This window comes from Methanobacterium sp. (genome assembly GCA_016222945.1).
In the GTDB taxonomy this organism is placed as follows: domain Archaea; phylum Methanobacteriota; class Methanobacteria; order Methanobacteriales; family Methanobacteriaceae; genus Methanobacterium_D.
Genome location: JACRPY010000006.1, coordinates 91,952 through 117,060 on the forward strand (window position 1 = coordinate 91,952; position 25,109 = coordinate 117,060).

The window sequence follows — 25,109 nt, forward strand, 5'->3', positions numbered from 1 at the left end:
ATTAATAATATGTTTAGGTGAAAAAACATGAAACCATATAATATTTATATTTGCGGTGTTGGAGGCCAGGGAATCATAAAAACATCTATTGTTATTGGCGAAGCTGCAATGAAAACTGGAATAAATGTTGTAATGAGCGAAATACATGGAATGGCACAGCGTGGTGGTGTGGTATCAACAGAACTTAAAATTGGAGATTCGAAAAGCCCAATTATTGAAGATGGTAGTGCTGATCTTTTAATTGCTTTTGAACCTATAGAGGCATTAAGAGCGGTTTCAAAGGCAAGTAAAGAGACTTATGTAGTTGTAAACACTTCTTCTATAATGCCTTTTAATATTCAGGGAAGTTCTATTCCTTATCCTGAAGTTTCTGAAGTTTTAAGGGAACTTGAATCAAAAGTAAAGCATGTTTTTGCTATTGATGCTGAAAAAATAGCTAATGAAGCAGGACATGTTCTTTCACTTAATATGGTAATGCTTGGTGGGGCAGCAGGAATTTCTGGGTTTCCCATAAAAAAAGAAGTTATCATAGAATCAATGATGAAAAATTTACCTGAAAAATCAACTAAAATCAATATGAATGCATTTAATGAGGGTTATAAAAAGTGTCATTTGAAATAAATTAATATGATAGTATAATCTTATTATATAACAAGTAAAGATTACTGAACAACTAATATTATGAAAAGTTTGGTGAAAAAATGGAAAATATTAATTTTTCAGAGGAAAAATTTAAAATTATTTTTGATCACGACCCAGATGCTTATTATATCAGTGACCTTAAAGGGAATTTTATAGATGGAAATGAGGCTGCAGAAGCATTAATTGGACATAAAAAGGCTGATTTTATTGGGAAACATTATTCTAAGATCAATATTGTTTCTAAAAGTCAAACATCTGAATTTGATGAATTATTTTCTAAAAGTGCATTAGGTCAGGATACGGGTCCTGATGAATTCATTTTTAATAGGAAAGATGGCCAAGAAGTTGACGTGGAGGTAAGAACTGTTCCTATTGAACTTGAGGACGAAAATCTTGTTTTATGGATTGTAAGGGATATTACGTTACTTAAACGAGCAGATAGTGTGAAAGCTCAGCTTGCAGCTGTAGTAAAATATTCTCAGGATGCTATTGTATCTGAAGATTTAGATGGGAATTTTAAAAGCTGGAATAAAGGTGCTGAAAAGATTTATGGGTATTCTGCTGATGAAATAATCGGTAAAAACCTTTCTATTTTGATTCCACCAGATAATCTTGATGAATTACCAAAAATCATTGATAAAATGAAAAAAAATGAACCTTTGGAGCAGTATGAAACATTAAGAGTGAGAAAAGACGGTAAAATAATTAATGTGGCCTTAACAATGTCTCCTGTTAAAAATGCTAATGGAGATATTGAAGGATTTTCTGCAATTGCTCGTGATATAACAGAACGTAAAAAAATGGGTGATGCATTAGAATGGGAAGTTGAAGTGAACAAAGCATTAGCAAAATTATCTAGTAAACTTTTATCTTCAGCTTCAATTGAGGAAATATCGGATCTTGTACTTAAATATGCAAAACGCCTTACAGAAAGTGAATTTGGTTTTGTAGGTTACATTGATCCAGATACGGGTTTTATAGTACTTACAACCATGACTCGTGATATATGGGATCAATGCCAAGTCCCAGATAAAAGCGCGATTTTTGAGAAATTTGGTGGCTTATGGGGATGGGTATTAGATAACAAAGAGTCATTAGTCACTAATAATCCTGAAGAAGACCCTAGATCTACGGGTACTCCGGAAGGACACATAAAAATCCAACGTTTTTTATCAGCACCTGCTTTAATTGGAGAAAAACTTGTAGGACAAGTTGCACTGGCCAATTCAAAACGAGAATACAATGAACAAGATGTATTGTTGGTGGAACGATTAGCAGATATTTATGCTATTGCCATAAAACGTAAACAATCAGAAGATGCATTGAAAATAAGCGAAGAAAAATATCGTAGAATAGTTGAAACGTTTATAAAAAGAGTTACAGAAATTTTAGGTGATTTAAACTAATATTAAGAAGTTAAAACTTAATATTTATTAAATTTCTCTTTTTTTATTAAAATTAAAAATAAAATGAAAATTTAGGTTAAATCATAAACCATAAATCTCATCTGCAGAAATAACTGTTGCTCCGCCATCTTGCAATGCTTTAATTCCTGCATCGATATTTTCAGGATGTAAAAGAACAATAGCTCTGTTTTCTTTTTCTTCTACGAATGCATAAAGATATTCAAGGTTTATATTATTATCATCGAGAATTCCAAGAATTATTCCCAGCCCACCAGGCTTGTCATACATTCTAACTGCAATAACTTCCCCTATTTTCACAATAAAGTTATTCTCTTCAAGTAATTTTTTAGTTCCTTCAGGATCTGGCACTATTAACCTTAAAATCCCGAAATCGGATGTATCTGCAATTGAAAGCGCCCTTATGTTCACTCTGCCTTTCTCAAGTACATCTAATGCTTTACGCATTCTTCCTTTCCTATTTTCCAAAAATATGGATAATTGTTTTATTTTCAATTAAATTCCCCCTTAATTATCGAAATTTCTTTTGTCAATAACTCTAACAGCTTTCCCTTCACTTCTTGGAAGTGTTTTAGGCTCAACAAGAGTCACATTTACTCTTAAACCAATTTCGTTATGTATATAATTTTCAATCTTCTTTTTTATACTTACTAATTCTTTAATCTCGTCAGAAAAGAGTTTTGGTGATGCTTCAACCTGTACTTCCATTACATCAAGGTGCTGAGGTCTGGAAACAATGATTTGATAATGGGGTTCAAGACCATCCATCTTTAAAAGTGCTTTTTCAATTTGTGAAGGGAATACAGCCACACCTCTAACTTTTAGCATGTCATCAGTTCTTCCAGTTATCCTATCCATCTTAATTAATGTCCTTCCACAGCCACATTCTGTTTTTCGCAACGTTGTAATGTCTTTGGTACGGAATCTGAGTATAGGCATGCCGTGCCGGGTTAATGTGGTTAAAACAAGTTCTCCTTTTTCTCCTTCGCCCATGGTTTTCAGTGTTTCTGAATCAATTATCTCAGGATAAAAATGATCATCCATAACATGTAATCCTTCTTGTTCAGGGCATTCAAGGGCTACTCCGGGACCTATTATTTCAGTTAGGCCATAAATATTGTAAGCTGGAGCTTTAAACCTTTTTTGGATTTCTTGTCGCATTTCTTCTGTCCACATTTCCGCTCCAAAACCAACTGCCTTTAAATTCAATTCCTCTGTATCTAATCCTTCTTCTTCTGCAACTTCTGCCAAATAAAGTCCGTAAGAAGGTGTGAAAATTATTATACTTGCGCCAAAATCTTTCATTATTTCAATCTGTCTTTTTGTCTGGCCTGTGGATATGGGAATAACTGTTAAACCTACTTTTTGAGCTCCATAATGCACTCCAAACCCACCAGTAAAAAGACCATATCCGTGTGTATTCTGGATAATATCATCTTCTGTCGCCCCAAACATGGTTAAACCTCGAGCCATGACTTCACTCCAGATTTCAATATCTTTTTTAGTATATCCAGAGACTGTAGGTTTTCCAGTTGTTCCAGAGGAAGTATGTACCTCTACAATTTCCCTACGGGGAACTGCAAACATCCCAAAAGGATATGCTTCTCTTAAATCATCCTTCGTGGTTAATGGCAGCTTTTCTATATCTTTTAATGTTTTAATGTCCTCGGGCTTAATTTTATTGTCATCAAAGCGTTTTCTATAAAATGGCACATTTTCATATGCTCTTTTTACAACTTTTTGTAATCTTTTAAGTTGTAATTCTTCTTTTTCCTCATGCGACATGCATTCTGCTTCTTTATTCCAGATCATTTTTATCCCCTGATAACTGTTGATTAATATGATTTATAACTGAATTTTCCTTAATTTACCCATTAAGAAAAATGTATAATCTAATTTAATTGGAAGAAATTTATAAAACTTTTTATATTAATTTTGTAATATGGCAAACTGTAATATTTTCACTAAATCTGTTTTAAATAGAAATAAGTGGTAAGTAGTAGTTTTCATTCTTTTAAAGAAGACAGGATGTAAGGTATTATCAATAATTTTTAATAATTTGCATGAATATCCATTTTTGACTGAATTCAAAGTTTTAATAAACAGGGATTAATATAATAAAATTATAACGGAATGTACAAATTATTGGTTTTATGATGAAAAGAGAAAAATTTAAAGTTAAAAGCAGCAATTTCAATGATTGGAATGAAATATTCAAAAATCCGGAGCGTATCTCAGTTAAAAGCTTTATTACAGGGTATGTGAAAATAAATAAGAGAGGTACATTGAATCCAAAGCATCCAAATGCGGGAAATATTGAAGATGAATCCTTAAATGTTCCAATACTTGTCCATTGGATTCATCACCATAAATTTGGAGATTATCTTGTGGATGCAGGTCTTGATAGCTCTTATTATCAAAATCCTCATGGAGAAATGAAAGGATTATTTGCAGGGCTATTTAAAAAATTAGGATTGGGGGATACATATTTTCAAGAAAAGAATCAGGATATTGCATATCACATAAAAAAGAATTCAATTAAACTAAATGGAGTTTTTTTATCACATTTACATTCTGATCACATGACAGGAGCCCGTGATCTGCCTAAAAACATTCCATATGTCGTTGGGATGGGTGAAAAATATTTTGAACATAAACCGCTCTTCTATGGAGATTATCTAAAAGGAATTGAAGTTCTTTATGAAATAGATTTTTTAAATGCCCCTAATATGCCTATTTTAGGTCCGTGTGCAGATATTTTTGGGGATGGTTCATTTTGGGCCATAAAAACTCCAGGGCATACACGAGGGCACATTTCTTTTTTAATAAATTGTATTGATGGGCCTGTTTTGCTTACAACTGATGCATGCTTTATTAGATTGGGATTTGAAAAAGGAATTGCTTCAAGCAGTTATACAGATGATGTGGAAATGGCTCAAGCATCATTAAATAATTTAGTTGAGTTTAAAAGAGTTTACCCGCAGGTTAAAGTTTGTCCGGGCCATGAGCTTTGAAAAAAACGTTATAAAATGGATTGGAGATTATTTCATATTATTTGCGCTAGGATAAGTTAAAATAAGACGAAGATATAATAAAAGTATGTAAAAGGATGTGTTTAAATGGAAACATATGTTCTAGTTCAAGGCGGCAATATGTCAACAGAAACCTGGAATAAGCTATCTGGACAAAATATTTCTACAGAAGACGGACATATGGGTGCCAGATACTGGGATGGAACTGTTGATGCTCTTAAATTCGTAGGGCACCGTGTTTTTGCACCAACAATCTCGGACGAATTTTCAAGCAATCTGACTGATCATATCATCCAGATTTGCACGCTGATTGTTGAAAAGGACTTGCAAGATATTATTCTTGTAGGACATAGTTATGGGGGATTCGTCATCACTGGCGTTGCAGACAGGATGCCCGAGAGAATTCGTCTTTTAGTTTATCTTGATTCTGGAATACCTGATCCTGGACAGTCCCTCGTTGATGCCCTAAATATGGTTTATTCAAAAGAGGATTATGCTGCAGCCGTTCCCGATCCAAATCCGCCGTATGCAGAAAAACTGCATTATGATCCAAAAAGAATTGAAGGGATTAAAAAAATTTATATTCGCTGCATGAAGAGCGAGTTTATCGATGTTACTCGCATTGCCAAAGAAAAAGTAGATGCTGCAAAAGAGGGGTGGACCTACTTTGAGCTGCCATCTTCTCATGTGCCCATGGCTGACCTTCCAGAAGAGTTTTATAAACTTATGCTTGAGATCGCGAAATTATAATCCGTTTAAAGAAGATGAAGGTGCCTAATTTCTTTTTTCAGTGCCAAGAAATCCTCCAACTATCATTAAGATACTCAGAACTATTCCAGTTAATGGTAATCCGGTTTTTTGCATCTCAATGGTTTTGCCAGGAGCTGCTATTACCACTGTGGCAGGTTTAGGAGTCATGAACCCATCTAAGATAGCGTAGAGGTGGGCTACTCCCCATCCATCGTTGGCTCTTAGCATGGTGGTGAATATCCCTGCAATTGTACCTCCGGTGACAGATTTGCTTCCAACATTTCCAAGGTCAGTGGTTATAGTTATGGGAGTGCCGTCAGGTATGTGGCCCATATTGGAAGTATCTACACCGTCGCTGTTGATGGTTACACTGGCAATAACTATGGATGTGCCTCCGAAAGGTATGCTAGTTGGACTGGCTTTAATGGTTAATATTAACCAGGGATCAGCGTCAATCATCTCTATTTGGCCTCCAAAGTTATGGGAACTGTTTTTAGGGTCATTATTGGATCCCCACCAGTTATTGGTAGCATCCACTGTGCCATCGGAATATATGGCATTCGCTCGATTTGCAGTGTTAAAAACGATTCGATTAAGATGCACATTCCCTGTACCATTATTCCAGATAACACCACCGTCTCCACCTGCAGAATTTCCTGTAAGGGTGCTGCGATTTACATTCAAAACGCAGGTACCAAGGCCAGAAACTGCATTTAATGTACAATGGTTAGAGATGGCGCCGCCGTTTCCTCCTGCAATGTTACCTGTTAAGGTACAATCATTCACATTCAAAACACAGGCACCAAAATTTAAACCATCGGTAGTTACACCTGAAACGCTTACTGTGCAGTTATTTGAAATAAAACCACCACTTCCTCCTGCAGTGTTACCTGTGAAAATACAATGATTCATGTTTAAGACGCAGGCACCAAAATCTAAACTCTTATTATTCAATCCTTTGACATTTATGATGCATTGATTTGAAATTGCTCCACCGTCTCTACCTGCACTATTACCTGAAAAAATACAATGGTTAATGTTTAAAACGCAAGCAGCAAAAGCAGAAGTGTTAACATTAATTGTGCATTGGTTGAATATTGCTCCACCATCTCTTCCTGCTGCGTTACCCGTTAAAATACAATCATTTAAATTTAAGATGCAAGCATCAAAACCAGAATTAACTTCATTAAACAAGCAAACATTCATGATGGCGCCGCCATCTTCAGATGCGGCATTGTTGGCGATGTAACTATTTGAAATAGTAAAGTTACCATCGGCGTTGGTGATTCCAGAGCCAATAACTGCATTATTATACTGGATATTAGAATTGGTAACAGTACAGTTGCCAAATTGGTTCCCTATTCCTCCAATGATACTTGCAGAGTTGTAGAGAATTTCACATCTTGTAATTGTACAGTTACCGCCATAATTGACGATTCCAGCACCATGATTTGCTTTGTTATATAGGATTTTACAATCAGTTATAGTACAGGTACCGTTCTGGGTCGCGATCCCTCCAGCATTGGCATTTGCAGAGTTGTAGGTAATGTCAGATCTGGTGATGGTACAGTTACCTCCATCATTTATGATCCCTCCACTGGCATTTGCATAACCCGTCCCTGTTTGGTTATTTCTGGTTATAGTGCAATCAGTTATCGTACAATTCCCTGTACTGTAAATTCCACCCCCATATTCAATAGCTGAGCATTCCATGATGTTGCAAGATGTAAATGTTACTGAACCCTGATTATATATGGCACCGCCACTTGTGGTTGTATATCCGTTGGTTAAGGTTAGGTTAGAAAGAGTAACGTTTATTTCAGGTAAAATCTTGAATATCCAGTTGGTGTCTGTCCCGTTAATTATAGTTTCTTCGCGGCTTTGACCAATAATGGTCATGTTCTTGTCGAGTGTTATGTTGGTGTTATTTTCTCCGCTGTATTGGCCATTAGCGATTCTTATTACTCCGTTTGCATCTACATTATCTACACCTTTTTGTATGGTGAGATATGGATTTGTAGCAGTACCAGTTCCTGTGTCATCGTCTCCAGTGGTGTTTACATAGATTTCGTTAGCTGCAGAAACAGTATTTATACAGAAAATTAATGTTAAGATTATAAGCACTAGTGGAATGAAAGTTTTAGCTGTAATTACTTGTTTTTGAATGTTTTCACACTCCTCCATGCTAACTAAGAAAATTTGATCATAAATATCGTTTTTAATCAATAAATTGATTTCTATTAGATCATATAAGGAAATGAATAATGGTAAGAATTGAGTAATATAATCTTGAATTATTTATATATTTAAAAAAATATAAATTAAAGAATATGAAAGAGAATGAAAATATTTCCACTATTAAAAAATCTATTATTTGTTTTGTGCTACTTACTTTTGCCTTAAGCACTATTTTCTATTATTTAATTATAGCCAATGGATTTGGAGGCCTCAATGTTTTTCTATTAATGTGGATGCCTGCTTTTTCAGCTCTAATCACATCTTTGATATTTTTTAGAAGTATTAGGGGATTTGGATGGGGGCCAGGGAAAGTTAAATATCTGATCTTAGCTTATATTCTGCCTATTATTTTTTGTATTATCACTTATGGTATATTCTGGCTCTTTGGTCTGGGCACCTATACTGGGAATTTACACAGTAATATCATAATTTTTGTGGCCATAGGCACCATCAACGGCATTATATCTGCATTAGGAGAAGAGATCGGTTGGAGAGGATTTTTAGTACCTAAACTCGCCAAATTAACTACTTTCACATGGGTTGCGGTTATTAGTGGAGTAATATGGGCACTATGGCATTTCCCATTGATGATGTTTTCCACCTACAACAGCGGCACTCCTCTATGGTGGTCTCTACCCATATTTTTTGCTAGTGCAGTAGCAATAAGCTTTGTATTTGCCTGGTTAACCATAAAATCCAGAAGTCTATGGCCTGCAGTACTGTTACATGCAAGCGAAAACTTATTTAATCAATCAGTTTTCGGTCCTTTAGCTGGTGGAAATCTATCCCTCTGGTTAGTAGGTGAAACTGGATTAATTATGTTAATTGTAACAATCATAATAGCATTGATATTCTGGATGTTTAGAGATAAATTACCAGATTTAAGAATCAGGAAGTCTGAAGATATGAATTAAATACAGAGGGATTGCTAAAAATGGTTGACACATGGATTAAAATTTTATCTTTAGTTGTTTTCATTGCCATTATTGTTAGCGTAGATTTCCTGTACCTTAAGAATGATTTCAGGAAGCGTTTAGCTTTCAATGTTGGAATTTTCTTGGTATATTTGGCTATATTCCTCACATTCTTAAATAATTGAATGATTAGTGATTAATTTTCTTTTATTGAGCAAGTAGGGTGTGGACTGGCCATGAACCTTGAAAATAGTTTTAGTTATATTTTTTATTTACTTTTAGATATTTCATCAATTTTCCATACTTTAGACCTTAATAAAATCAGTGCAACTACTGCCATAAGTGCAGAGCCATAAATTCCTGATCCAAAGGATAATACTGGATCAATTGAGGTTGCAAGATATAATTCGGATGGTGTTTGTGTCATATCAGTAATTAAGTGTAATAATACTGCTACCCAAACGCTTCCAGTCTTTAAAACAGCATAACTGAAAATAATACCCATTACAATGGTAGATGATATCATTGCTACATTCCCTAGAATAGGTTGTCCGGGATAATTATTTCCAAGTAAAATGGTTCCACTGTGCCACACTCCCCATATAATACCAAGTGTTAAGACACCTTTATAGCCTCCTAATAGTGGGAATAGTCTGTCTTGTAGGTATACTCTCCATCCATATTCCTCTCCAAAAACTGCTGGCCACAATAATAAGGCACCTGTAATCAACAGGCCTATAAATGTTGTAAAGAATAAATTTAAGTTAAATTCCTTTCCAGGAATGCCTAATCCAGTGATATAGTTTAAAATATAACTTAAAATAAGTATAAATAAAAAAATCAGTGGTATAATGGCATAATATTTAAGATTTCTTCCAATGAATAATTTTGAGGGTTCAAGTTCTTTTCTCCATTTCTTTTTTATGTTTAGTATAATCACAGTTAATATTCCCAAAACTGCAACAATAGATGAAACAAGGGGTAATTCTAGGGGTAAAAAACTGGTAGTACTCATTATTTTATAGAAATAACCTTCAAAGAAAAATAAACCAGTATAAATCAAAAAGAAAGCAAATATAATCTTTGTTTCCCGACTTAGGGCAAGGGACTTAAAATAAACCATACAAATTATGGCTGCGGTAGCAGGGAAAAGCATATGTGCAATGCCTGTAATTCCCCATATGCTGGCATTTGATGCTGTTTTTACACCATAAATCATATAAACAATAAGATCCAGCAAATAAGTTGCTGCGAAAGTTATGATTAAAAATATTAGCAATTCTTTTTTAAGCTGTCTACTTTCTAAAATTGCCTTATTCAAGAAATATTCCCCCATCAATGTCTTTCTATCATAACATTATATCTCCAACTTGATATTAATTTAACTAAATGGTTACGGTAGCATCGATAAATGTTCTTTGAAGTAATTATTCATTCTCAACTTAATTAGACTTGGGAAAAGTATATTTGATGACCCGATAATTTATTGTTAGAAATATTTTTTTTCGACTGGAGAGGAGTACTGTGAGAAGAGGGGGTTGGTTCACATTAATTATAATGTCGTTAGCGACATTTATAACATGTTTTGATGCTACTTTCATGAATGTGTCCATCCAGAACCTTATTCAGGATTTAGACACTACTCTTCCCTTTGTGCAGGCAATGATAAGTATTTATTCCCTTACTATGGCGTGTCTCATACTTCCGGGAGCTAAATTACAGGATATTCTTGGTCGAAAGGAAACGTTCATTCTTGGGGCTGTTATTTATGGAATTGGGGCTTTAATTTCCACTTTAAGCGTTAATGGTATCATGCTTCTTGTAGGATGGTCTCTTTTGGAGGGTATTGGGGCAGCAATGATGATACCGGCTACTGTAGCGTTTTTAACTGCCACTTACCACGATGAGGATAGAACATTTGCTTTTGGAATCTGGTCGGCTGTTGTGTCGATTGCAGGATTTGTGGGACCCATATTAGGAGGTTTTATCACCACATGGTACAGTTGGCGCTATGGATTTGCAATGGAAATCATAATAATAATTTTCATGTTATTATATTCTAGGAAACTTATAAAAATAGATCCAATACTCAAATGGGAAGAATTGGATGTTTGGGGTGCAGTACTGTCGGTTTTGGGAATATTTTTACTTGTTCTAGGAATATTAGAACTAAATAATTTAAAGCGATGGGATATAGCAGGGTTTACAATAATTGCGGCGATAATTATTTTGGTAACCTTTTATTGGTGGCAAAAAAAGAGGATCAACCAAGGGTTAAATCCCTTGCTTAATATAAACCTCTTTAAGAATCTTGAATTCAAGTTAGGAAGTTTTATCAAAATAGTTGATAGCTTGGGATCTGCAGGAATAAGTTTTGTTATTCCAGTATTTATTTTGACAGTTATGGACGGAACTGCATTTACTGCAGGTTTGGCACTTTTTATTCCAGTTACTGGTCTTTTAATTGCGTCTTTAACTGTATCACGAATTACAAAGATTATTAAACCCATTAAGGTTATCAGTATAGGATTCGCACTGGCTATTGTGGGTTGTTTTATTCTAAGTAACACTTTAAACCTTGAAAGTACATTATGGGATATTATACCTGGAATGACCTTAATTATGTTTGGTTTAGGTTTGGTTATTCCATTAGGTACAAATTTAATAATGAGTTCTGCTGGTGAGAGAAAAGAGTCTGACGCTTCGGGTGTAGCTAATGTTTCAAATACTCTTGGAAGTAGTATGGGCACGGCTTTAATAGGAGTTATATTAATATTGGGAGTTTTTTGGGGTTTACAAACTTCAATACAGGATCAATTCCCCGGAAAATATTCTACTCAGGAAATTAACGATAATCTACCTACATGGTATGATCAGATTAATAAAACATCTCTTTCTGTTTTAAAAACAACTAGAGATCCTGATAATATAGTTGCTGGGCGCATAGTTGATGGAACAATACGCAAATCTACTTCCATCACATTTTATAGTATTGCGTTTGTCTTCTTTTTAGGGTTAATATCGTCATTGTTATTATGGCTAAGGACTAGAAGCTCTGTAAAATATTAATAAGATAATTATTTTATTATTAAATTATAAAAAAGAAAAAAATAGAAGGTATTTATAAATTTATAAGTTTTAATTGCATTTATTCTGCGTCCATCATTTCGCCATATTCTACTTCAATTTGGCAACCTTTAGGACCGCAACAGAAGTGCTGTAAGTCAAATTGTACTTGCATTTTTTCACCTCAAAATCTTTGATTTTGGGTTCGAAAACATTTGTTTTCTCAACCTCAAATTAACATTGTCTAACTATAAATATATACTTAATGGTTATAAGAATATACTGGATTGATGTATTAAACTAACTTTGTAGGTCTTGATGGAAACCTTTATTATCAAAAAATTAAATAATATATCTTAATGTTAAATGAGAATGAAGATTACAAGAAAGAGATTACAGAGATCAAAGAAAGATTAGGAAATATTCAAAAGGATATTAAAAATCTCATGGAAAACACTAATCAGCAATACATCGATTTACTTCTTTCAAACTCAAAAAAAGAATTTATTACTGCACTTACAGGATATCTAAATCATGATATTGAAAATACCCTTGAAAAAGGGATGATTATTGAATGTGAACTGAAAAATGAATGTAAAGTGATATTTAAAACATTTTTACAGAAAAATGCCAGCCTAATAAATCAGGATAATATACCTGAAGAGGCCATAATTGAAAATCAAGCAGAATTAAATAAAATTAAAAGTGAAGCGCCTTTTGAAAAGTGTAAAACATGTTTTAATGAAATTTCAGTTCTTTTTGAAAAACAAGTAAATTTAATGCGTTCACTTTGTATTTACAGCACAAACCAAGAAAAAAAGCAGGATATATCTACAATTTGTGAAGAAACTCTTGTTAAACATGTTCTTGAGCCGTTATCCAACAGACAGAGGCTTCAAATTCTTAAATCAATGGCTAATGATACAAAAACATTCTCCTCACTATCAGAACTTACAGGGCTAAAGGGCGGAAACTTACTTTTTCATCTTCAAAAACTCCTTGATGGAGACATGATTCTTCAACGCCATGAAAGAGGTGATTACATGCTAACAGAAAAAGGATACAAGCTTCTTGTAATGCTTAGCGAAGTAAACGTTCTTTCAGGGCAAAAAACAGATTAATATTATTTATCTAAAAATAAAGCCGATTTATATAAATTTTCCCTAACATCTGGAATTATTGTTTCTAAAAAGTTTAATAACTCTTCAGAAGAATTATATTCTTGTTTAAATTCCTTTTCTGTGTTATCATCAGTCCAAGAGTATATCCAGGATTCGGGCAGATTTATTAGTGGGTAAATCAATTTATTACCATTATATTCTTCAGCAGCACTTAATAATTTTATTTTTTGGCCATTTAAAATTAAATTTAAAATATTTCGAGCCTCATCATCCAATGTAACCGGCAACGCAATTGAATCAATATCTAAGTCATTAGTTTCACTGATATCATCTCCAGAAAGAATTTCAATGCCATATTTTCTTTTATATGGCTCTAAAATCATAGAAAGCGTGAAATTATTGGGATCATCTCCTTTAATTGCAAATATTTTGTCTTTAGGAGAAATACAGTGTGCAAGATTTCTTGAAGCTCTAATGCAAATTTTTTGGAAAATGGTGGATCTTATAACTTCAATTTCAGGAAAATTCTTTTTAAATACTTCTTCTTTCTTTCTTGAAAACCTTGAAAATTTTAAATTATTAATAAAAACTTTATTAGGGCCAATACTTACAAATCGTGTGTCTACACCAATTTTTTGTAAAAATCTAACAAGATCTCTTTTCATTTAAATCACTAGTTTCAAAAAGCCTGCTTTAGTAAATAATTGTTTATTAAAAATTATTTTTAATTTTCAATGTTAATTAATTTGACTATTAAAATGAAAAACGGTTAATTAACATAATAATTGGCTTAATAAAATAAAAAAATAATTAAAATGGTTTAAATTACTTAAGGTGTAACTGTAACCATTTTATAGCCTTTTCCACTGCAGAAACTGCATAAAACTTTACCATCACCGCCGCAAGAGGCACATGCTGATTTAATATTTCCTGTTGCACCGCATGTTGGACACGGATGGCATAAAATTGTTACCATGCCTTCAACAGGAGGTTTATCTCCATCACCACCGCAATCTTGACATTTAACTATTTTATATCCGCTACCACTGCAAGCACTACATGTAAAGTATCCTTTACCGCTACATTTTGTACAAGTCTGTTTTACAGTCTTGGTTGTTGCTTCAGCTTTTGGAGTATCGTTTGACACAGAATTTGTAACATTCGTAGTGGTTACTGCACTTTCTGTGGTTGTAGGTGCTTGTACTGTTTCAGGAGCTTTTCCAGGGTTATTAATCACGTAATTACATCCTACAACTCCTCCAACAAGAACAAGAGCCACTATTATTCCTATAATATATTTCATCTCCATTAATTAAGCCTCCCCTTTCAATAATATTTTTTGTATAGCTATGATATTGGTATTTTTGCTATTCACAAAGACTTAATCATAAGGACAGTGTAATGTGAATAATTTCACAATTATCTAATCTATCTTATTAGTATCTGGTGATTTTTAGAGCCAATGGTATTTATGAACTCTTAAACTGAAATCAAAGAATTTTTAAGTATGTAAGGAGAAACTTAATCACGTGATTATAATGCTTAAACTGTTTGGCAGGAAATCAAAGGAAAAAGAAAGGAAAATATTGGAGATAGACTTAAAACAACCAGTAGATTGTCTTTGTGACTTTACCTACAATTTTTTCTGGCAACATAAAGGAGAAAAGCTTGCTCCTGAATGGAAAATTCCCTATAACCAACATACTTTTTCTGATTTGGTAAATCACCTAAATAATGGAGGAAATGTTAAAATAAATGGAAATGTTGGCCATAGACTTTGTTCGAGCATGGGAGTTGATTTAAAATATTTCGGTGGAACTGGGAGTGAAATTGAAGTCGGTGATGTCATTATAAACGGCGATGTAGATACTAGAATGGGAATAAGCATGATTAAAGGTAGTATTTATGTTAAAGGAAATATTAAAGCTCCAATCGGGAATTTAGTTGAAGTTAAATCAGATATGAAAAATTACAGAAAATTTAAGTCAATTACAGATATTGTAACCAACGGCCTAAATGGAAATAAGCTCATTGGAAGTGAAATAATAAATAACGGGATTTTAATAAATGATGGCATTGTAAGAGATACTGTAGGCTCAAGAATGGATAAAGATGCAGAAATAGTTGTAAATGGAAATGTTGATTTAAGTACGGGGATACTAATGAGAAATGGAACTGTAAAAGTCAATGGAAATGCCGGAAAAAACACAGGAGCTCTTTTAAATGGGGGAAATGTTGTTATAGATGGAAATTGTGATGATTTTACAGGTATAGATATGATTAAAGGGCATATAATTGTAAATGGGGATGTGGGAAAGTTTTTAGCTGCCAATAAAAAAAAGGGAGTAATATTTGCCAAAAAAGGGAGCCCTATACCTCCAACTAGTAAAAAGAGTCTTAGCACTGACGATAGCACTAAACTTTTAAATATGGGATTTAATCCAAGGGAATTTAAAAAGTTTGAATAATTACACAAAGCTTTTATTCTTCAATATTATACTAAATAAAAAAAACTTTTTTTAGGAGTTATGTAATGATAAGTATACTTGATTATGTAAGTCAAATTGCAATTAATCTAATCGAATATTTAGGATATTGGGGAGTTTTCATAGGGATGCTCATAGAAAGCGCATGTATTCCATTGCCAAGCGAAGTAATAATGCCATTTGCAGGATTTGCAGTTTCTGAAGGGAAGATGACTCTATGGGGCATAACTATTGCAGGAGTATTAGGGAACCTTGTTGGATCATGGATCGCATACTTTGTTGGTTTAAAGGGAGGAAAACCATTTTTAGAAAAATATGGTAAATATGTCCTTATAAGCCAAAGAAAACTGGATATAGCCCACAACTGGTTTGAAAAATATGGTCATGAAGCTGTTTTAATAAGCAGAATGTTACCAATTGTCAGGACATTTATATCTCTTCCTGCAGGAATAGCCGAAATGAACTTTAAAAAATTTACGGTATACACAGTTATAGGTTGTTTACCGTGGTGTTTCATGTTGGGTTATATAGGAGTTATGCTTGGCCCTCATTGGGATGTTATAAGAAATTATTTCCATATATTGGATGTATTTGTAGGAATAGGAATTGTAGCAGTTATAATTTACATTATATACCACTACAGAAACAGTGACTAATCAAAAAAGATTTAAAATCTTTAATTCTTTATTTTTTTTTAATTTTATCAATTAAACATATATTGATGGAAAATTCGAAGTATATCACTTATTTATTATATTACAGACTGTACACGGCCTATTTGTCCATCTTTTAGCCTTACTTTTATTCCATGGGGATGAAAAGACGATTTTGTAAGTATATCTTTAACTACTCCTCGAGTTTTTTCCCCAGTACGCTGATCCCTTTTTAAAACAATATAAACTTCTTTTCCAGGAGATATATCTTTTCTATTTTGTCCATTCATTAAATTCACCAATCTTATTCAAAAATAAATAAAAATAATAAGGATTTAGAAGAATCCCTTTTTTAATAGACTTTTACTACACCAATAACGTTTTGTTTAGGAAGCCATGTGTCTAATGGAGTTTTTTTAATGGTATCAATTTCTACCACTCCGTTTCCAAGATTTTTTTGAGTGGTATAAGTTTCCACTTTTCTGTTATCACTCATCAAGTATACTCTGTCCCCTTCAATTTTTTTTAGTCTTTTTACAATTAGATTGTATTGGGGGTGGTATGCTACTACAATATCGTCAACCTTAAAGTCTTTTGTTTTAAGAACCATTATGTTCTGCCCATCTTGAAGTGTTGGTACCATGGAAGTTCCACTTACTGAAGCAGGCATGGATAACTGATCAGCTCCAAATTGAGACTCAAGAGTAACCTTTGTGGTGTAATTATACTTTCTTGCAATTGTGTTAATATCACTCTTTATACTATCTACGGTACTATTGTAATTGTCTATATCTTCCAGAATTTTGTTCTTTACTTCACCTTCCATCTGTGCCGATGGGCTGTTAAATGGAGATGACGTAAATGAAACTGTTGTGGTATCTATTGTGCCGTTAGTTTTAATGTTAACGCCTAAACTGTTAGCTTCGTAAGTTGAATAAAATACAGACGCTGCTATAACTCCTATTATAAGTATTCCTATTATTAACCCGGATTTTGATTTCAATCTATCACCGCTAAATTCCTTAAAATATTTTTTGTTGTAATAATATCTAATTGTCCCGGCGCTGATTCTGTGTCAATAGATGCAAAAGTGATAGGAGATCCAAAAATTGGAGCCACAATACGTGTGTATCTACCAATATCTCCCATAGCAATTCCAATTGTGTTTTGAACTTCAGATAGTACCTTAAGGACGGTTAAAGTGTCTTTTTTATTGTGAGGCATTACAGCAAATTTTGCTATATCCCCAATTTCTTTTTCTTTTTCCACCACGCCCAAAATCTCTTTAAATGAAGGAGTTTTTTTGAAATCATGGTATGATATTATTGTGGATTTTGAAGCTTTTATAACTTTCGATCTCAAATCTTCATCTGTACATAGTTCTATGTCCACTATATCTGCATATTTAGCAGCTTCTTTTAAAATAGAAGTTCTATCTTCTTCAGAACCCTTAAAAAACCCGCCTTCATTTGGTATTCTATTTGTAGCAATTAAAGGATAATTTATTTCTTTAATCAACTGCGTAATCTCATCTATATCTGGATTTTCAATTGCATCTATCCTAAACTCCAATATATCTGCACCTAAACTGATGGCTTTTTTTGCAGATTTTAATACAGATTCTGATTCCTTTTCAATTATGGGGGCGCAAATCATCGGTTTTTTAAACATCAAATACTACCTGTTTAGTTTATATTTTTTAATTATCATGGCTTTAATTATGAATATAATATGAGAGAACATGTTAATAATTTCATGTATTTTTGGAAGTTAACTTTATTTTCCTATTATTATTTAAGTCTTTATCACTGATTGACAGAATGTATTCGCAAATATATAAAAAGTAGTTAATTGAAATATAGCTTGTAGAGAATTACATTAAATATTATTAAAGGTGATCACTTGAAAGTAACTGCTATTGGCGCAGATATATCAATAAATGATGTTTCATGCAGCCATTCCCTTATCACAAATATAGAAAATGATATTCCTCAATTAATAGATATTGGGGCTCACAGTGCAGCTTTAACCAATATAACTGGAGATGACATAGTTATAGGTGCATTTGTACCTGATGATAAGCTTGAATCTGTAAATTCTGGAATAATAAATATACTAAGGAAAAATGCAGAAAATCTGGGAGATATTGAAGGAATCTCAGATAATCCTAACGATGCAGGAGAAGGTATCTCTTATGCAGAAGCCAAAATAAGGCAGGATAGATATCCTGATGCAATAATAGTGGCATTTGACACATATGGTGGCGAAGAAATCGTTGGTAAAGTGGCAGATTCAGTAATGAAAGCTGCAAAAGGTATGGATGATGTTAATGATATTGGAGGGGGCGGAGTTAATGGAACCCTCAAAATACCTGGTGTAGGTTACGTTTCAAACCAAACCGATGACCCTGTAGTTGTAGCAACAGTTGATAACATTGAGAGCATTGGAATTGTTGCAGGAGCTATGGTGGGTGCTGCAATTGGTGATCAGCATGTTCATCTTGTTAAAAGAGGAACACCGTCTTTTGTAATCCCTCGAGGGATTATAATGTCTGTTACTGCTTATATGAATGGAAATGTAATGGATTTAGCCGTGCCTTTATCAGAAAGGATGAGAATTTTAGGAGAAATGTAAAATATGATACTTCTTAACCATAATACAAGATGCATAGTGCAGGGAATAACAGGAAAGCAGGGATCTTTCCACACAGAGCAAATGCTCAATTATAACACAAAAATAGTTGCAGGAACTTCTCCAGGAAAAGGAGGGCAGAAATTCGGCTCTTTAAATGTTTATAACTCTGTAGAAGAAGCTAAAGAAGAATTAGATATCAATGCATCAATAATTTTTATCCCGGCACCATTTGCAAAGGATGCGGCATTTGAAGCAATATCACAGCTCGAACTTGTAATCATAATCACAGAACATATTCCGGTCCATGACTCCATGGAAATAGTAGAATATGCAAAAAGACATAATACAACAGTAATAGGCCCAAATACGCCAGGAATAATTTCTCCAGGTGTTGGAAAGCTGGGTATAATGCCTACGCACATATTTGATGAAGGAAACATTGGAATCGTGTCAAGAAGTGGAACACTCACCTATGAAGTTGCATATCAAATAACAAAAGCAGGAATGGGTCAAAGCACATGTTTAGGTATTGGGGGCGATCCCGTTGTGGGATTAGATTATGCAGATGTGCTTTCAAGGTTTGAAGATGATGATGGAACTGATGCAATAGTAATGATCGGTGAAATTGGTGGAAATGCAGAAGAAAAAGCTGCAGAATTCATATCTAAAAATATATCAAAACCAGTTATATCCTACATTGCAGGGGTCACCGCACCTCCCGGCAAACGAATGGGACATGCAGGGGCAATAATTGAAGGAGAAAGCGGAACTGCAAAAAGTAAAATGAATGCACTTAAAGATGCAGGTGTAAATGTAGCAAGCAGGCCCTCTGAAATTGTGGATATCATAAAAAACAAAATATAACGATATTTACAGAAATCATTAATTTTTAAAATAAAAAGCATAATCGTGAGAATTATGGTAAATGAAAGAGAAATAATTGATAAACTAATAAATGGCGATATTAAACTTCATGAAATTGAAAAATACGCTGAAAACATTGATGAAGCCCTAACAATTAGAAGAAAGTTTGCAGAAGAAATCAGCAACACAGAGCTTAAAAACATATCCAATTACTCTATTAACATGGAATTAGCCTCTAAAAAGAACATTGAAAATCCTATAGGTGTAATACAAATACCATTAGGTATTGCAGGTCCCTTAAAAGTCAATGGAGACCATGCAAACGGAAAATTCTATGTTCCTCTTGCAACATCAGAAGGAGCACTTTTAGCATCTATAAACAGAGGATTTTCAGTTATATCTGCATCTGGAGGAGTCACAACTAAAATACTTGACGATAAAATGACCCGAGCTCCGGTTTTAAAAGCTAAATCAGTAACTGATGCGATTCAAATCAAATCATGGATCAATAATAACTTCCAGGAACTTAAAGAAGCAGCAGAAACCACCACAAGACATGGAAAACTTATAAAAATAGATCCAATCATGGTAATTGGAAAATACATTTACCCAAGATTTGTTTTCACCACTGGAGACAGTATGGGAATGAACATGGTCACAATAGCCACTGAAACTGCTTTAAACCTTTTAAACACTAAAACTGGTGTTCACGTTGTTGCATTAAGTGGAAACGTATGTGTTGATAAAAAACCATCCTCATTGAACTTCATTGAAGGAAGAGGAAAGAGTATCACTGCAGAATTAGTTGTTCCAAAGGATATAGTTAAAAACAAACTTAAAACAACTCCAGAATCCATAGTTGAAGTTAACACGGCTAAAAACCTAATTGGTTCTGCAATTTCAGGAAGTATGGGATTCAATGCACAATATGCAAACATGATAGGTGCCATATTTTTAGCAACGGGACAGGATGAAGCTCATATAGTTGAAGGAAGTTTAGGCATAACCACTGCCATGGTTGAAGAAAATGGAGACCTTTATTTTGCAGTTACACTACCTGACGTGCCGTTAGCTACTTTTGGCGGTGGAACAAGCCTTGAAACAGCTCGTGAATGCCTGGAAATAATGGATTGTTATGGAAATGGAAAGGTTAAAAAGTTTGCTGAAATCGTTGCAGGAACAGTTCTTGCTGGGGAGCTTTCATTGATGGGTGCTTTGGCTGCAGGGCATCTTGCAAGGGCGCATAAAGATTTGGGAAGAGCTTAAGTTTATTTTTAATGTTTTATGGAGAAAAATAAGAAATGAATATAAGAGAATTCATTGAAGAATACCTTAAAATGAGCAGATATGTTGCACTGGGTACTTTAGACGGAATACTGGCAGTTATGGGTGTAACCCTCGCTGCAAGCGGTGTAGCTGCTGCAAGCGGTGCAGATATCTCAAATTATGTCATAGGACTTACAGGATTAAGCGGAGGAATAGCTCTGGCAATGTCCAATGCATTTGGCTCATTTATCGGTGAACGTGCAGAAGAATCACGAACACTCAGAGAACTTGAAGAAAAAATGATGCTGAGTGAAGGGGAACTTGATGACACTCTCATTCATAAACAAGCCAAAAGAAGAATATACATGAGCATGTTTACCCATGGGTTTTCAAGTTTCATAGGTTCATTTGTGCCAGTAGTTCCATTTTTATTAATTGCAGATAGATTAACAGCTTTAATAACTACATTAGTTGCCTGTTTTATTGCATTAATTATGCTGGGAATATATCTGGGTAAAGTCTCCCGAGAAAGTCTGATAAAAACAAGCATTGAAATTGTAGCTATAGGTGTACTTATCAGTGTTATATCTTTCTTAATTGGGGGAAGTCATTAAAATAAAGTTAAAAATGAACTTTAAAAATTAAAATTTCTATTTTTAATCAATATCAATGCCATACACTTTTTTTACAGTTTCAACATGGATTTTATAAGCATCATCTTCAGTCATTGTTTCATTCCTTAAAAGTTCATTGGTACGTCTTGGAACTGTTTTTGGACCGAGAACTGCACCTGGACGACTTTTCATATCCAGATAATCTGTTTCCATCAAAAAACCATTTCCTTTTTTTAAACCTTTGGTAACAACATCTCTTGTTGCAATTAAAGAGGGTGTTAAACTATGGTTCTCTTCTTTATTGACTAATGGGCCCGAAAAATGTTTTATAACTTTATATCTGGCTAAACCGGCTTTATCTGCTATTTCTGCAAATTCTAAAAATTGTTCTTCAGCAGCACTTTCTGTGTGGAGCTGTATGGCACAATCAGCATCTGCTGCAAGTTCCATTGCATATAAAATAAGATTATTATGTATTTGAAGCTCTTCAGGAGAAACTTCATAATGTGGCCGTCCAATTTCACCAATTCCAATGGCTTTGCCTTCTGTAATTAACATTTGCGCAGTTTTAAATGCATCTTTCATCATTTGTTCTGCTTTTTTAAGTTTTATCCCTTCTTTTATGAGTCTTGAAAGTTCTGCTGGATGGGCACCCACAACAGCAAAAGCACGTACATCTGTATTTTCATTTATTTCATTTACATATTTAATAACAAGTTCCATTGCATCTTTGAAGCTGCATGATTTCCCCACTGTCCATGTTGGCTTGTTGGGAATGATCATCACATTTCCGCCAGCTCTCCGGAATTTTTTTGCAACCTCCAGTGGTCCTTCGCCATTAATAGGATCAACATGTATATGATTGTCTGTTATTATGATATTTTCCATTGAATTACCTCAAATTAAATTTATGATAATATTCTATTGTTTAAAATATTTAATCTGAACTTAATTAATTCAAAATAAAATTAAGAAAAATAATAATAATGAAATTAATAGTTTTAAACTTTTTAAGGGCTTATCCGGAGTATCCTTTATCTTTGGCATTGATGCGACCATCGCCTCCGCATGCTTCACATGTAAACTTACCTACGCCATTACATGATTGACAAACACTATTTCCATCTTTACCTGTTCCATTACAGAGTGCACATAACTCCTTACCTGAACCATTACAAACAGGACATATTGTTCCTTGAGCATTTGCAGTACTATTACTCTTTTGAGTCATATTGCCTGAAATATTAGAACTCCCATTTGACATGTTTAATTTAATGTCTGTTGATGGTTGAAAAACAATATAACCTACAATGGCAATTATTAATATTATTACAACTATTAATCCTATATTTCTGGTTTTATCATCCATTACTTCACATCCATTAAATATAGTAACTGTTTTGACGACTAAAAATATATTATTTGTTATTTAAATTTTATAGAAAGAATAATAAATAGAAAAAATAAATATATTATTGATCTATAAATTTATCCTATTACTAATTTTTATTTAAAATTTATATCAATATTTAAATTAGATTTGATCTAATGCCTTTTTAAAAACATCAAATGGAGGATTAATATCTGTCCATATTTTAAATGATGCCATGCCCTGATAAATCAACATTTTAATTCCAGATAATGGTATTGCTCCAGCTTTTTGAGCCTCAACTAATAATCCTGTTTTAAGAGGATTATAAACAAGATCATTTACAACCAGATTTTCATGCATCATATTGGACTTAACTAATGGCTCTTGATCAATATTAGGATACATCCCAATAGGGGTGGTATTTATTAGAATATCTGCATTTAAAAGATGATTTTCAAGCTTTTTACCAAGACCAATACATTCCACATTTCCATCAAGCTTTTCAATAATATCTTTTTGAAGATCTAATGCATTTTCTGGAGTTCTATTTGCAATCACCAGCTTATCAGCACCATTTAATAATATTTGGAAAGAAACTGCCCGCGCTGCACCGCCTGCACCTAATACGACTATTTTTTTATTTTTAACACTTTTTATTTCTTCAATAGCATTTACAGCACCGATACCATCTGTATTATAACCTTTTGCATGATCACCAGTGAATTTTATGGTGTTTACTGCCCCAATAAGTTCTGCTGCAGTATCAAGTGAATCTAAATATTTTATTACATCTGTTTTGTGTGGGATTGTTACATTAAGTCCTTTTATATTTAAAGACTTTGCACCCATTATTGCAGTACTAAGCCTATTTTTATCCACTAAAAAGGGTATATAAACATAATCCATGTTTAAATATTTAAAAGCAGCATTATGCATTATGGGGGACATACTGTGTTCTACAGGGTTGCCTATTATTCCTACAACATTTGTTTTACCAGTTATCATGCTATCATCTAAATTAAATTATAGAATACTTTATATTTATTGATTAATTAAAGATTAATGGTAATTAATGAAATAAATTAATAAAAATAAAATAATTAAATCAATATGACTGAATAGTGACTTTGTGCAAAATCTTTGATTGCATATTCAGAATGTAATAAGCTTTATAAGGCTCAGCTCATGATTAAATCAGATTTAAACTTTTTAAATCACTTAAAAATGTTAGGGGAGATATAATGCCTGTAAAACAGAGGTTTGTTTTGGATACAACTGCATTTACAGATAATAAGCTTAGAGATGAATTTGGGGAAGGCCAACTGACAAATACTGCTAATTTTTTAATAGATTTAATTGCAGAATCAAGAATAAAGCTTAATATGAGCTGTCACATGCCTCCAATTACTTATAAAGAACTTGTAGATTATCTGGGAAGGTATGAATGTCCTGAAGAGGTGCTGGTAAAGGCTGAAACATGGATTGTAAAAAAATCTCCCAATAGATATGATACTAAAATACCCTCAGAAATATTCTATGAGTATGTGCAGGACATGAGAGAAAGAATGAACAAGGGCATGAGAATATCTGAGAATGCAATATGGGAGTCTGCTGCAGAGTCCATGGTAATGTTATCTAGAGGCGAAAAAAAGTCAGATATTGAATTAAATATTGTTGGAAATGCAATAAAAGACTTTAGAAAAAAATATCGGGCAGCTTTAAGGAAAGGAACTCTTGACAGCGCTCCTGATCTGGATGTTTTGCTTCTTGCCAAAGAATTAGGTGCAGGGGTTGTAGCAGCTGATGAAGGAATAAAAGTTTGGGCTGAAAGACTTGGACTAAGATTTTTAAGTGCTAAATCATTTCCAAAGATGGTAAATGAATATTTAAAGTATTATGAGTTGAAAAATCCTTAAAACTCAACCTTTTTTTAAAGATTAATCCCAAATTATTTTAAATAAATTTTATAAATACTTATGAGTATTGAAAAACTGTCATTTTCAAATTAATAACAAATAAAAAAATTTATTCTG

The 25,109-nt window shown here is 33.5% G+C and carries 26 protein-coding genes; 14 read left to right on the top strand and 12 right to left on the bottom strand.

All coding sequences use genetic code 11. The features are described 5' to 3' along the window. The first annotated feature begins 27 nt into the window (after positions 1 to 27). Positions 28 to 621, top strand: a complete 594-nt coding sequence (locus tag HZC47_09420; GenBank protein MBI5681100.1) for an indolepyruvate oxidoreductase subunit beta — start codon at positions 28 to 30, stop codon at positions 619 to 621. 80 nt (positions 622 to 701) lie between these two features. Continuing rightward, positions 702 to 2,048 carry a PAS domain S-box protein gene (locus HZC47_09425; protein ID MBI5681101.1) on the top strand — a complete coding sequence of 449 codons (1,347 nt, stop codon included), beginning with the start codon at positions 702 to 704 and terminating at the stop codon, positions 2,046 to 2,048. 81 nt (positions 2,049 to 2,129) lie between these two features. Here the strand turns inward: HZC47_09425 and HZC47_09430 are convergent, their stop codons facing one another. Next, positions 2,130 to 2,561, bottom strand: a complete 432-nt coding sequence (locus HZC47_09430; protein MBI5681102.1) for an acetolactate synthase — start codon at positions 2,559 to 2,561, stop codon at positions 2,130 to 2,132. 12 nt (positions 2,562 to 2,573) lie between these two features. Continuing rightward, complete coding sequence (locus tag HZC47_09435) at positions 2,574 to 3,878, bottom strand: phenylacetate--CoA ligase (GenBank protein ID MBI5681103.1); 1,305 nt, start codon at positions 3,876 to 3,878, stop codon at positions 2,574 to 2,576. Positions 3,879 to 4,222: 344 nt separating this feature from the next. Between HZC47_09435 and HZC47_09440 the strand changes: the two genes are divergently transcribed. Beyond that, positions 4,223 to 5,080: an MBL fold metallo-hydrolase gene (locus tag HZC47_09440; GenBank protein MBI5681104.1), complete on the top strand. Its 858-nt coding sequence runs from the start codon at positions 4,223 to 4,225 to the stop codon at positions 5,078 to 5,080. Between the two features lie 105 nt (positions 5,081 to 5,185). Beyond that, positions 5,186 to 5,848, top strand: a complete 663-nt coding sequence (locus HZC47_09445) for an alpha/beta hydrolase (protein ID MBI5681105.1) — start codon at positions 5,186 to 5,188, stop codon at positions 5,846 to 5,848. Between the two features lie 24 nt (positions 5,849 to 5,872). Here HZC47_09445 and HZC47_09450 read toward each other — a convergent pair whose 3' ends face one another. Then, a complete protein-coding gene (locus HZC47_09450) occupies positions 5,873 to 8,032 on the bottom strand; it encodes a hypothetical protein (protein ID MBI5681106.1) in 2,160 nt (719 codons plus the stop codon). Positions 8,033 to 8,178: 146 nt separating this feature from the next. Between HZC47_09450 and HZC47_09455 the strand changes: the two genes are divergently transcribed. Then, entirely contained in the window at positions 8,179 to 9,000 is an 822-nt protein-coding gene (locus HZC47_09455; protein MBI5681107.1) for a CPBP family intramembrane metalloprotease, read from the top strand. A 268-nt stretch (positions 9,001 to 9,268) separates the two neighbouring features. On the opposite strand, the gene HZC47_09460 is transcribed toward HZC47_09455, so the two are convergent. Further along, positions 9,269 to 10,321: a CPBP family intramembrane metalloprotease gene (locus HZC47_09460; protein MBI5681108.1), complete on the bottom strand. Its 1,053-nt coding sequence runs from the start codon at positions 10,319 to 10,321 to the stop codon at positions 9,269 to 9,271. 203 nt (positions 10,322 to 10,524) lie between these two features. On the opposite strand from HZC47_09460, the gene HZC47_09465 reads away from it, so the two are divergent. Together HZC47_09465 and HZC47_09470 are read left to right on the top strand one after the other, a co-directional pair. After that, positions 10,525 to 12,069, top strand: coding sequence for an MFS transporter (locus HZC47_09465; GenBank protein ID MBI5681109.1), 1,545 nt, complete (start codon positions 10,525 to 10,527; stop codon positions 12,067 to 12,069). Between the two features lie 356 nt (positions 12,070 to 12,425). Continuing rightward, complete coding sequence (locus tag HZC47_09470) at positions 12,426 to 13,187, top strand: winged helix-turn-helix transcriptional regulator (protein ID MBI5681110.1); 762 nt, start codon at positions 12,426 to 12,428, stop codon at positions 13,185 to 13,187. A gap of 2 nt (positions 13,188 to 13,189) precedes the next feature. Here the strand turns inward: HZC47_09470 and HZC47_09475 are convergent, their stop codons facing one another. Further along, positions 13,190 to 13,852, bottom strand: a complete 663-nt coding sequence (locus tag HZC47_09475) for an ATPase (GenBank protein ID MBI5681111.1) — start codon at positions 13,850 to 13,852, stop codon at positions 13,190 to 13,192. A gap of 164 nt (positions 13,853 to 14,016) precedes the next feature. Further along, on the bottom strand, positions 14,017 to 14,496 hold the full coding sequence (locus tag HZC47_09480; GenBank protein ID MBI5681112.1) for a hypothetical protein: 480 nt from the start codon (positions 14,494 to 14,496) through the stop codon (positions 14,017 to 14,019). A 229-nt stretch (positions 14,497 to 14,725) separates the two neighbouring features. Here HZC47_09480 and HZC47_09485 point away from each other — a divergent pair, with 229 nt between their 5' ends. Beyond that, positions 14,726 to 15,655: a hypothetical protein gene (locus HZC47_09485; protein ID MBI5681113.1), complete on the top strand. Its 930-nt coding sequence runs from the start codon at positions 14,726 to 14,728 to the stop codon at positions 15,653 to 15,655. Between the two features lie 65 nt (positions 15,656 to 15,720). Next, a complete protein-coding gene (locus HZC47_09490) occupies positions 15,721 to 16,329 on the top strand; it encodes a DedA family protein (protein ID MBI5681114.1) in 609 nt (202 codons plus the stop codon). 95 nt (positions 16,330 to 16,424) lie between these two features. Here HZC47_09490 and HZC47_09495 read toward each other — a convergent pair whose 3' ends face one another. From HZC47_09495 to aroD, 3 genes are all read right to left on the bottom strand, one after another. Next, a complete protein-coding gene (locus HZC47_09495) occupies positions 16,425 to 16,616 on the bottom strand; it encodes a YwbE family protein (protein MBI5681115.1) in 192 nt (63 codons plus the stop codon). A 62-nt stretch (positions 16,617 to 16,678) separates the two neighbouring features. Next, on the bottom strand, positions 16,679 to 17,329 hold the full coding sequence (locus HZC47_09500) for a S24/S26 family peptidase (protein MBI5681116.1): 651 nt from the start codon (positions 17,327 to 17,329) through the stop codon (positions 16,679 to 16,681). Further along, positions 17,326 to 17,997 carry a type I 3-dehydroquinate dehydratase gene (gene aroD, locus HZC47_09505; protein MBI5681117.1) on the bottom strand — a complete coding sequence of 224 codons (672 nt, stop codon included), beginning with the start codon at positions 17,995 to 17,997 and terminating at the stop codon, positions 17,326 to 17,328. The genes HZC47_09500 and aroD overlap by 4 nt, the downstream gene beginning before the upstream one ends. Before the next feature lie 231 nt (positions 17,998 to 18,228). Here aroD and HZC47_09510 point away from each other — a divergent pair, with 231 nt between their 5' ends. The 4 genes from HZC47_09510 to HZC47_09525 are packed head-to-tail and all read left to right on the top strand — an operon-like array spanning position 18,229 to position 21,704. Further along, positions 18,229 to 18,960 carry a hypothetical protein gene (locus HZC47_09510; protein MBI5681118.1) on the top strand — a complete coding sequence of 244 codons (732 nt, stop codon included), beginning with the start codon at positions 18,229 to 18,231 and terminating at the stop codon, positions 18,958 to 18,960. A 3-nt stretch (positions 18,961 to 18,963) separates the two neighbouring features. After that, complete coding sequence (gene sucD, locus HZC47_09515; GenBank protein ID MBI5681119.1) at positions 18,964 to 19,824, top strand: succinate--CoA ligase subunit alpha; 861 nt, start codon at positions 18,964 to 18,966, stop codon at positions 19,822 to 19,824. Between the two features lie 54 nt (positions 19,825 to 19,878). Continuing rightward, positions 19,879 to 21,090: a hydroxymethylglutaryl-CoA reductase (NADPH) gene (hmgA, locus tag HZC47_09520; protein ID MBI5681120.1), complete on the top strand. Its 1,212-nt coding sequence runs from the start codon at positions 19,879 to 19,881 to the stop codon at positions 21,088 to 21,090. Between the two features lie 35 nt (positions 21,091 to 21,125). Next, on the top strand, positions 21,126 to 21,704 hold the full coding sequence (locus HZC47_09525) for a TIGR00267 family protein (protein ID MBI5681121.1): 579 nt from the start codon (positions 21,126 to 21,128) through the stop codon (positions 21,702 to 21,704). A gap of 42 nt (positions 21,705 to 21,746) precedes the next feature. On the opposite strand, the gene HZC47_09530 is transcribed toward HZC47_09525, so the two are convergent. The 3 genes from HZC47_09530 to aroE form a co-directional block, all read right to left on the bottom strand. Continuing rightward, entirely contained in the window at positions 21,747 to 22,592 is an 846-nt protein-coding gene (locus tag HZC47_09530; GenBank protein ID MBI5681122.1) for a TatD family hydrolase, read from the bottom strand. A 130-nt stretch (positions 22,593 to 22,722) separates the two neighbouring features. Continuing rightward, on the bottom strand, positions 22,723 to 23,073 hold the full coding sequence (locus HZC47_09535; protein ID MBI5681123.1) for a hypothetical protein: 351 nt from the start codon (positions 23,071 to 23,073) through the stop codon (positions 22,723 to 22,725). Between the two features lie 165 nt (positions 23,074 to 23,238). After that, positions 23,239 to 24,081 carry a shikimate dehydrogenase gene (gene aroE, locus HZC47_09540; GenBank protein MBI5681124.1) on the bottom strand — a complete coding sequence of 281 codons (843 nt, stop codon included), beginning with the start codon at positions 24,079 to 24,081 and terminating at the stop codon, positions 23,239 to 23,241. Positions 24,082 to 24,317: 236 nt separating this feature from the next. Between aroE and HZC47_09545 the strand changes: the two genes are divergently transcribed. After that, a complete protein-coding gene (locus tag HZC47_09545) occupies positions 24,318 to 24,992 on the top strand; it encodes an RNA ligase partner protein (protein ID MBI5681125.1) in 675 nt (224 codons plus the stop codon). Positions 24,993 to 25,109 lie beyond the last annotated feature (117 nt).